This window comes from Mycobacterium sp. E740 (genome assembly GCF_001672895.1).
In the GTDB taxonomy this organism is placed as follows: Bacteria; Actinomycetota; Actinomycetes; order Mycobacteriales; family Mycobacteriaceae; genus Mycobacterium.
Genome location: NZ_LZKP01000108.1, coordinates 1 through 9,592, shown reverse-complemented (window position 1 = coordinate 9,592; position 9,592 = coordinate 1). Strand labels below are relative to the sequence as shown.

General features: G+C 67.6%; 6 protein-coding genes and 1 pseudogene. 1 reads left to right on the top strand and 6 read right to left on the bottom strand.

Annotated features, from left to right (window positions below; all coding sequences use genetic code 11):
- Positions 1-339: pseudogene (locus A5663_RS10545) on the bottom strand (amino acid permease); the annotation flags it as partial.
- A 204-nt stretch (positions 340-543) separates the two neighbouring features.
- Here A5663_RS10545 and A5663_RS10540 point away from each other — a divergent pair.
- Complete coding sequence (locus A5663_RS10540; protein WP_156744423.1) at positions 544-1,965, top strand: DUF4185 domain-containing protein; 1,422 nt, start codon at positions 544-546, stop codon at positions 1,963-1,965.
- Between the two features lie 5 nt (positions 1,966-1,970).
- Here the strand turns inward: A5663_RS10540 and A5663_RS10535 are convergent, their stop codons facing one another.
- From A5663_RS10535 to A5663_RS10515, 5 genes are all read right to left on the bottom strand, one after another.
- Positions 1,971-2,288 (bottom strand): STAS domain-containing protein, encoded by a 318-nt coding sequence (locus A5663_RS10535; RefSeq protein WP_068147826.1) that lies wholly within the window; start codon positions 2,286-2,288, stop codon positions 1,971-1,973.
- Positions 2,288-6,436, bottom strand: a complete 4,149-nt coding sequence (locus A5663_RS10530; protein ID WP_068147824.1) for a SpoIIE family protein phosphatase — start codon at positions 6,434-6,436, stop codon at positions 2,288-2,290. The genes A5663_RS10535 and A5663_RS10530 overlap by 1 nt, the downstream gene beginning before the upstream one ends.
- Positions 6,433-6,783, bottom strand: a complete 351-nt coding sequence (locus tag A5663_RS10525) for an STAS domain-containing protein (RefSeq protein ID WP_068147821.1) — start codon at positions 6,781-6,783, stop codon at positions 6,433-6,435. The genes A5663_RS10530 and A5663_RS10525 overlap by 4 nt, the downstream gene beginning before the upstream one ends.
- Positions 6,784-6,793: 10 nt before the next feature.
- Positions 6,794-7,477, bottom strand: coding sequence for a PAS and ANTAR domain-containing protein (locus A5663_RS10520; RefSeq protein ID WP_082974033.1), 684 nt, complete (start codon positions 7,475-7,477; stop codon positions 6,794-6,796).
- 67 nt (positions 7,478-7,544) lie between these two features.
- Positions 7,545-9,592 (bottom strand): RND family transporter (locus A5663_RS10515; RefSeq protein ID WP_068147818.1); only part of this gene is annotated, 2,048 nt, incomplete at its 5' end.

The following is a 9,592-nucleotide window of genomic DNA, read 5'->3' as shown; positions in this document are numbered from 1 at the left end:
GTCGTTCCTGGTCGGGTTCTGCATGCTGGCCGCCGGTGTGACCAGCGCGGGCCGGCCGAACGCCCGCTCCGCGAAGACCGCCGCCCCGCCGGCCTTCGGATACTTCGTCACCAGTTCGGCATACGAGCCGGCCGTGAGCAGCGCGAGCAACAACGCGACCAGCAGCGGCGCCCACAGTGCACCGCCGACGTCTCCGGCCAGCACACCCATCAGCGCGTAGATACCGGCGCCGAGCACGTCGCCGAGGATGAACATGAACAGCAGCGGACCGGTGATGCCGCGCTTGAGCGTGTCCTCCGACCCGTCGGTGCTTGGGTGCGTCTTCGGCTCGGAGGTCATGCCGCTCTTGATACCCCGCCCACACGATTTGAGCGTGAAAACGATCGCTCAGCGAGCGAAATCACTCACAAATCGCTGGTTGCGACACGGTCACGGATGGATACCCATCCGTGCACGAAGATCACAACTGCCCCTTTGGTCACTAACGTCACAGTCTGCCCCTCGCTGACGTCTCCGCGACGTCCGCCTCCGGAAAGGTGTGACATGTCGCCGCGCGCTCGAACCGCTTCGCTGTCGGTGGGACCGGCAATCGTGATGGCCACCGTGATCGGTGTGAGCCTCACGCTCGGTGCCGCACCGCCCGCGATGGCCGAACCGTGCACCGGCCCCGCGGCGGCCGTGCAGCCTCCCAAAGCGCCCAACACCGAGGCCACCCCCGACCTGCCGGGCGGTCCGCCGGTCGGCCACCGGCCGCGCGGCGCGAACGACGAAGCACCCTCCCCGCGGCTCGGGCTGCTGCCAGACAGTCTGGACTCGGCGAGTGTGGAGCAGCAGGCGGCCGTCGTGCCGAACCCGCCCGCACCGACAGCGGATCAGATTGCACCACAACCGGTTCCGGCTGCCGCGCCACCGCCACCGCCGGCTCTGCCGGGGACGACACTCGTCGGCTGGGTGACCGGGCCGGAAAGCCCGAACAACACCGCCGGGCGATTCGCCATCACCGGCACCGACCTCGGGATCATGTGGGACAACGGCGATCCCGGAAACCGTCAGGTGCTGATGGCCTTTGGCGACACTTACGGCTACTGCAGCGTGCGCGGCCAGCAGTGGCGGTACAACACGTTGTTCCGCACCCAGGACGGCGCGCTGTCCAAGACGGTCGCGGTGCCCGACGGTGTGCTCGCCAACCGGTATTCGGGTTCACCGCTGTGGGCGCCGGGCCTTTCCAAGCAGATCATCAACAGCACCAAGTGGGCGTCGGCAGAGAAGGGCATCATTCCCACCGCCGGTGTGTCGGTCGGCGGCAGCCAGTACGTGAACTTCATGTCGATCAAGAGCTGGGACAGCGACGGTCGCTGGACGACGAATTTCTCGGCGATCGCGGTATCCCCCGACAACGGTGAACACTGGGGCGTCTACCCCGGCAGCGTCCGCACACCCCGCGACGGCGGTGTCGAGGGGGCGGCGTATGTGCGCGGCAACGAGAACTTCCAGCAGGGCGCCTTCCTCAAACCCGGCCCCGGTGATCCGTACCTGTATTCGTTCGGGACGCCCGCGGGGCGGGGCGGCGCCGCGTATGTGGCGCGCGTACCACAGGCGGCGGTGGCCGATCCCAATCGCTACGAATACTGGAACGCCCAGCAGAACGCTTGGGTGCCAAAGGATCCGGGCGCGGCCACCGTGGTGATTCCCGGCCCGGTCGGCGAGATGTCGGCGCAGTACAACACCTACCTCAAGCAGTACCTGGTGCTGTACTGCAACGGCGCCAACGACGTGGTGGCGCGGACGGCGCCGGCCCCGCAGGGGCCGTGGGGACCCGAGCGGTTGCTGGTGCGCTCCATGGAGATCCCCGGTGGCATCTACGCACCGTTCCTGCATCCGTGGTCGACCGGCAAGGAGCTGTACTTCAACCTGTCGCTGTGGTCGGCCTACAACGTCATGTTGATGCGCACGGTGCTGCCGTAACAGCGTCAGTCCTGTTGCGCCGCTTCGACAGTGGCGACCGACGTCAGGCCGCTGACGGTCAGCACCGACATCAGGATCGGGTTCACGATTATCCGGCGGATGCGGTCGGCGTGTTCGAACAGCGCATTGATCGCGCCGCTGTCGAGATACTCGACCTGGGTGAAGTCGACGGTCACCTGCTGGTCCGGAGTACCGTTCCCGACGATCGCGGCGAAGGCGGCTGTGAACGCGTCGATGTTGCTCAGGTCGAGCTCGCCGATCGCACTGAGCAGCACCGTGCCATCGTCGCGGCGGCCGGTGTGCAGGCTCAGCGGCGTCGCCATCAGGCGATCCTCGCTTGCATGTTGATGGTCGTGCCGCCCTCGCCGGGCTCGATCGTCACGTCGTGCATCAGCGCCCGCATCAGCGCGATGCCACGCCCGCGGTGGGCGGCGGGATCGAAGTGCGGCGGCTTCCAGGCGCCGGTGTCGACGATCGTCAGGTGCAGCCGGTCGGCCAGCGCGGTGGCGCGCAGCCGCACTTTGCCGTCCGGGTGATCGCGGTGTCCGTGCTCGATCGCGTTGGCCAGGGCTTCCCCCGCGGCGATCAGCACGTCGAGCGTCTGCGTCGGATCGACGCCGGCCTGCGCCAGCCACTTTCGCAGCGCAGTGCGCGTCCCCGCCAATTCGCTTGCCTCCGCCGGGAACTCGATCTCCAGCGGTACCGGCTGGCGATAGAGCATGAGCGCGACGTCATCCTGGTACCCCTGGCTCGGGGTCAGTCGCGACATGATCTGATCGGCCAGGTCGTCGAGCGCGGTGGCCGGATTGTCCTGCAGTACGCCGGTGGCGCGCAGGATGCCCTCGTCCAGCGACTCGCGTCGACGTTCGACGAGGCCGTCGGTGTAGAGCAGCAGCGTCGCGCGAGGCGGTATGACCTCGCGGCCCTCCGGACGGGTGCGATCGTAGGGCAACCCGAGCGGCGTGACCGATGCGTCGTCGAGCAGCCTGCTGCTCCCGTCGGCCAGCACGAGAACCGGCGGCGGGTGACCGGCGCTGGAGTACAACAGCTCACCGGTGTCCGGGTTGAGCACAGCGCAGAACGCCGTGGTGCAACGTGCGCCGGGTAATCGGCCGGCGAACCGGTCGAGGGCCGTCAGGGCCGCCGCCGGGCTGGGGTGTTCCAGCAGCAGTGCACGGCATGCGCTGCGCAGCTGGCCCATCACCGTCGCCGCAGTCAGGCCGTGCCCGACGCAGTCACCGACGATCAGCGCGATGCGGCCGTCGTCGAGATCGACGACGTCATACCAGTCACCGCCGACCTGCAGGGGCCGGGTGGCCGGCTGGTAGCGCACCGCGAACCCGCTGGAGACGTTGGGCCCGAGGATCGCGTGCTGCAGTGCCAGCGCCGTTTCCCGCTGCTGGTCGAGTTGGTGTACGCGCTGCAGGCCCTGGCCCAAGCGACCGGCCAGCACGGCCAGCAGCGTCTGGTCTTCCGGCGTGAAGGGGCGCCACTCGGCCAACTCGAGGTAGATGACCAGCACGCCGCGCGGATGCTGCAGCGCGATGCGCGCCGAACCGGGGCTCGAGATGTCGGCGACGAGGGAATCCGCTGAACGCAAGGCTGTGATCGACTTTCGGATGGCCGGGGGAAGCCCCTGCCATTGGGCCGACTCACCAGAACAGACCAGGCTCGCCGGCTCTGAATCTGTCTCGCCGTCGGCGGAGAACGTGGCGGCCAGCACGCGACGGGCACGCCATACGTCGCGAAGCTCGTCGGCAGCCGCACGCACCGCGTCGTCAAGCGTATCCGCTTGTGCCAGCGCCTGATTGAGCGCGGCCAACGCGGCTTCCCGCTGAACGGTGTAATGCTCGGCGGTGACATCGCGGAAAGTCCCGACCAGCACGCGCCGGCCCGTGTCGACCTCTTCGATCCGGTTGTAGGTGAAGGTGACCCACACCCGGTGCCCGTCGCGGTGGGTGACCGGAACCGTGTGCCTGCCATGGGGTTCGGTCAACATCTGCGCGAAGACCTCGGTGGCCCGACGGTGCCCGTCCGGATCGGCGTCGGACTGCGGCCACCACGGTTGGAGAGGCTCATACGGCAGCCCCTCGACCCCGAACCCGAGAATATCGGTGAAAGCCGCATTGATCTCGATCACCGCGCCACGCTCGTCGGCGACGAAGAACGCCTCCTGTAACGAGTCGACCAGCGCAGTGCGCCAACGGGCATGGTGGTTGCGCAACCGGGCGAGCTTGACGTTGGCCCTGACGCGGGCGAGCAGTTCCGCGGCGGCGAACGGCTTGACGAGGTAATCGTCGGCACCGGCCTGCAGACCGTCGATGGCGGCTTCCTGTCCGGCGCGGGCGGACAACAGCAGCACCGGCACGGCCGCGGTGCGCGGGTCCGACCGCAACGCGGCGACCAGTTGCAGACCGTCGAGGCGCGGCATCATCACGTCGCTGACCACCATGTCGGGCATGTCCATCCGAACGGTGTCCAGCGCGTGTTGACCATCGGCCACGGTGTCGACGAGGTAGCCGTCGTTGCGCAGCATCCGGGCGACGTAGTCGCGCATGTCGGCATTGTCGTCAGCCACCAGCACGCGGGGTGTCGCGCCGAGATCAATTGGGGCGGAAGGTAAGTCGTTGTCGAGCGAGGGCGTGTCGCGGTCGTCGGGCAGCCACCGCAGCGCCTCCTGAAGATAGGCCTCGGCGTCGCCGGAGCCGGCCCGCGCATCCGCGGCCGTCGAAACGGCGCCGGCCGGCAGGTGCGTGGCCCCTAACGGCAACCGGATCGTGAACGTGGTTCCGGCGCCCTCGGCGCTGTCGACGGCGATACTGCCGCCGTGTAGTTCGATCAGCTCCTTGACCAGAGCCAGGCCGATGCCGCTGCCCTCGTTGGACCGCGCCCGCACGTTCTCGATGCGGTGAAAGCGCTCGAAGAGCCGGGGGATCTCGGTGGCGGCGACGCCGATCCCGGTGTCGGCGACGGTGACCGCCGCTGCGGCCCCGTCGCGGCTCACCCGTACCGAGATGCCGCCGGTGAACGTGAATTTCAGCGCGTTCGACAGCAGGTTGTAGATCACCTTCTCCCACATGTCGCGGTCGATGTAGACCGCGTCGTCGAGGGAAGGACAGTCGACGGTGAACGTCAGGCCGGCCCGCTCGACAGCCGACCGGAAGACGCTGGCGAGTTCAGCGGTGACGGCACCGAGGTCGACCTCGACGAAGCTGGCCTGCATGCGGCCGGCCTCGATGCGGGAGAAGTCGAGCAGCGTGTTGACCAGCTTGGCCAGCCGTAACCCGTTGCGCCAGACGATGTCCAGCTCTTCGCGGGCCTGCGCGTCGAGGCTCGCGCCGCGGTCGCGCAGTTCGGAGACCGGATCGAGGATCAGCGTCAAGGGCGTGCGGAACTCGTGGCTGATGTTGGAGAAGAACGTCGTCTTGGCGCGGTCGAGTTCGGCCAGCTCCTCGGCGCGCTGTTGCTGCGCCCGGTAGTTGCGGGCACTGCCGATGCCCGCGGCGAGGTGCGCGGCGACAAGGCCGACGAAGCCGCGATACGTGTCGTCGAACGGGCGGTAGCGGTTCAGGCCGGCCACCAGGAAGCCACTCGGCGAACCGCCTTGCTGCTGCAGCGGAACGACGAGCGCATGAGTGGGCGGGTCGCGCCACTCCCCGGTCGGCAGGTCCGCGTACCGGTCGCCGTCGAGGCCGACGACCGCCGACTCGCCGCGCGCCGGTGCCTCCAGCGGCCACGCAGCGTCTCCGTCCGGGAGCAGTCGAGCCGGCGCATTAGGATGCTCGGTGCCGATCCCGCTGGAGCCGGCGAGGCGCGCCCCGCCGTCGTCGTCGAACAGGTAGGTCAGCGTGAACGGCAGGTCGCGCTGATTCTGCTCGAGTTGGCGGTCGGCGAACGCCATGATCTGTTCTTCGGTGCTCACGACGCTCGGGTCGGATCCGAGGTCGCGCAGTGTCGCCATCTGACGCTCGCTGATCACCTGCTGGGTGTCCTCGCTGACCACGCACAGCATCCCGACGACGTCGCCGTCGTCGTCGCGAAGCGGGCTGTAGGAGAAGGTGTGGTACGTCTCCTCCTGGTAACCGGAGCGTTCGAGGAAGAGCAGCAGCGCCGAGTCCCAGGTGGCCTGCCCCGTCGACAGCACGCTGTCGATCCGCGGCCCGATGTCGGACCAGATCTCCGCCCACACCTCGGCCGCCGGACGGCCGAGCGCCCAGGGGTACTTGCGCCCCAACGTGTCTCGGCGATAGGCCGCGTTGCAGAAGAATGTCAGACGCGGCCCCCACGCCATCCACATCGGAAACCGCGACGACAGCAGGATGTTGACCGCGGTCTGCAGGCTCTGGGGCCAGCGCGCCGGCGGGCCGAGCGGCGTCATGTCCCAACGGACTTGCGCGAGATGCGGACCGACTTCGCTGTCAGCGTCGAAGATGGTCGTCAGCCGATCGCCCGGCCCGCTCGGGCCGCTCATCCTTCGACCGCGTCAGCCACGGTCCCGTACAGCCGCAGGACACTGTCGAGTCGGGTGACCTCGATCGGCCGCACCACTTCGGCGTTCGCGGCGACCACCCGCACCGAAACCCCGGCAGCCGAGCCCTTCTCATAACAGTCGAGGACGGCGTTGAGCCCGGCGCTACCAAAGTACGTGACCCGTCCGAGGTCGACGATCAGCAGCTTGTTCGGGTGCTGGCCGGCCGAGTCGATCGCGGCGTCGAGGAGCGGCTGCAGCGTCCCGACGCTGCCCGAGTCCACCTCGCCGACGACCGACACCACCACTGCTGCATCGCCACCGCCCTGGCTCACCTCCAACAGCGCCACCGCCGGGCGCCTACTCGCCGCCGACCGCGCGGATCCGCGTGTGTGCGGTGAGCAGCAGATGGTCGAACTGCCTGCGCAGGTCATCGCGCTGAGAATCGATCGTGGCCAGTTCGGCGACGACCTGGGCGGCCAGCGCGCGCAGTTTGGTGTTCGTGTGCTGGGAGCGCCACATCAGCAACTCGAACGCGGCGTCGGAGTTGATTCCGTAGACCACCATCAGGGCGCCCTTGGCCTGCTCGATCGCTGCGCGCGCTTCGAACAGTTCGGGCAGCGAGTCGTTGAGGGCCTGGCGGCGGGTCTGGGCGAAGGTGTCGGTCAGGTCGATGTAGTAGCCCTCGGTTCCCACCACCGTCCCTGCCGCGTCGAGCATCCGGTCCCCGAGCACGATGACGGTGTGCACCTTCCCGCCGGTGTCGATGAACCGGTGTCGGCTGGAGAACGACCCGCCCAGGTGCAGGGCGTGGTCCAGTAGGTCCTGCACGTGCTGGCGATCGTCGGGGTGCTTGTGCGACAGCAGCAGTTCGGTTGTCGGCACGACCGCACCGGGCTCGTAGCCGTGCATGCGCGCGACTTCGTCGGACCACTCCCAGCGCTGCCCCACGAACCAGAACCGGAACGTGCCGACGTTGCGATCGGCGATCACCCAGGGGGAGGCAGACGGCACCGGGCTGTCCGCCAGGTCCGGCTTCGACATGGGCACATCATCGCACCTCAGACAACGTGACGAGCGGATTCGGCAATCTCGTCATCTTTGGCGCGGCTCAGCCTCCCGCGGCGGTGCGCTCCGGGAACACGGCGGCCAGCCTGCGCCTCGACGCCGGGGTTCGCACCATCTGCGGCCACCAGAACCACCGGCCCAGCAGCGCCGCGATCGACGGCGTCATGAAGGCCCGCACGATCAACGTGTCGAACAGCAGGCCGAGTGCGATGGTGCTGCCGACCTGGGCGATGCTGCGCAGATCACCGACGATGAACGAGGCCATCGTCGCGGCGAACACCAGCCCCGCGGAGGTCACCACCGAACCCGAACCGGCCATCGCGCGGATGATCGCGACATTGAATCCGTGGTGCAGTTCCTCCTTGAACCGCGACACCAGGAGCAGGTTGTAGTCCGAGCCGACCGCCAGCAGCAGGATCACCGACATCACCAGCACGATCCAGTGCAGGCGGATGCCCAGCAGGTGCTGCCAGACGAGCACGGACAGACCGAATGACGTGCCCAGTGAGAGCAGCACCGTGCCGACGATCACCGCCGCAGCCACCACGGCCCGAGTGATGATCAGCATGATGATGAAAATCAGTGCGACAGCGGCCATCCCGGCGATCAGCAGGTCGTAGTTGGAGCCGTCGCGCATGTCCTTGTAGGTCGCGGCCGTGCCGCCCAGGTAGATCGTCGAGCCCTCCAACGGGGTGCCCTTGATGGCTTCCTTGGCCGCCAACTTGATCGCGTCGATGTGGTCGATGCCCTCAGGCGTGGCCGGGTCGCCGTCGTGCTCGATGATGAACCGCACCGACTTGCCGTCCGGCGAGATGAAGTTGTCCATGCCCCGCTTGAAGTCCTTGTTGTTGAAGACTTCCGGCGGCAGGTAGAACGAGTCGTCGTTCATCGACGCGTCGAACGCGTCGCCCATCGCGTGCGAGTTCTCCTGCATCGCGGCCATCTGGTCCTGCAGCCCCTTCTGCGAGGACTGCATGGTCAGCATCATCGTCTTCATCGTCTTCATGGTCTCGATCTGCTGCGGCAGCAGCACGACCAGTTGAGGCATGAGCGTGTCGAGATGCTCGAGGTCCGGGACCAGCTTCTGGACGTCGTCGGTCATCGTGTCGATACCGTCGAGGGTGTCGAAGATCGACCGCAGGGACCAGCAGACCGGGATGTTGAAGCAGTGCGGTTCCCAGTAGAAGTAGTTGCGGATTGGCCGGAAGAAATCGTCGAAATCGGCTATGTGGTCGCGCAATTCGGCGATGTCGATCGTCATGTCCTTGGTCTTCTGGACCATGCTGTGGGTGGTGTCGGCCATCTGCTGGGTCAGGCTGGCCATCTTCTCCATCGTGTCGATGGTGGTCTGCATCTCGTCGGCCTGCACCAGCATGTCGGCCATCCGGTCCTGCTGGTATTTCTGGTTGAGCTGGTTGGTGGTGCCCTGCATGCTGAGCAGGAACGGGATCGTGGTGTGTTCGATCGGCTTGCCCTCGGGCCGGGTGATCGTCTGCACCCGTGCGATGCCGGGCACCCGGAACACCGCCTTGGCGATCTTGTCGATCACCAGGAAGTCGGCGGAGTTGCGCAGGTCGTGGTCGCTCTCGACCATCATCAGTTCGGGGTTCATCCGGGCCGCGTCGAAATGCCGGTCCGCGACGTCGTATCCGACGTTGGCCGGCGTGTCGCCGGGCAGGAAGTGGCGGCCGTCGTAGTCGACCTTGTACCCGTTCAGCGCCAGCAGACCCACCAGCGACAGCGCGCACGTCGCGACGAGGATCGGCCCCGGCCACCGGACGACCACGACGCCGACCCGCCGCCACCCGCGCGAGTTGATCGCGCGCTTCGGTTCGAACAACCCGAACCGGCTGCCGGCGACGATGACCGCCGGTCCCAGCGTCATCGCGGCGATCACCGCGACGAGCACGCCCACTGCGCACGGCACCGCCATGGTCTGGAACCACGGCAGCCTGGTGAACTTCAGGCACAACAAGGCTCCGGCGATGGTGAGGCCCGAACCCAGCACCACGTGGGCGGTGCCGTGGAACATCGTGTAGTACGCGGTCTCCTTGTCCTCACCGGTTTGGCGGGCTTCCTGGTACCGGCCGA

Excerpts from the sequence above, each read along its gene's own strand:
- A5663_RS10540 (WP_156744423.1), top strand. The coding sequence starts at position 544 with ATGTCGCCGCGCGCTCGAACCGCTTCGCTGTCGGTGGGACCGGCAATC.
- A5663_RS10530 (WP_068147824.1), bottom strand. The coding sequence starts at position 6,436 with ATGAGCGGCCCGAGCGGGCCGGGCGATCGGCTGACGACCATCTTCGAC.
- A5663_RS10535 (WP_068147826.1), bottom strand. The coding sequence starts at position 2,288 with ATGGCGACGCCGCTGAGCCTGCACACCGGCCGCCGCGACGATGGCACG.
- A5663_RS10520 (WP_082974033.1), bottom strand. The coding sequence starts at position 7,477 with ATGTCGAAGCCGGACCTGGCGGACAGCCCGGTGCCGTCTGCCTCCCCC.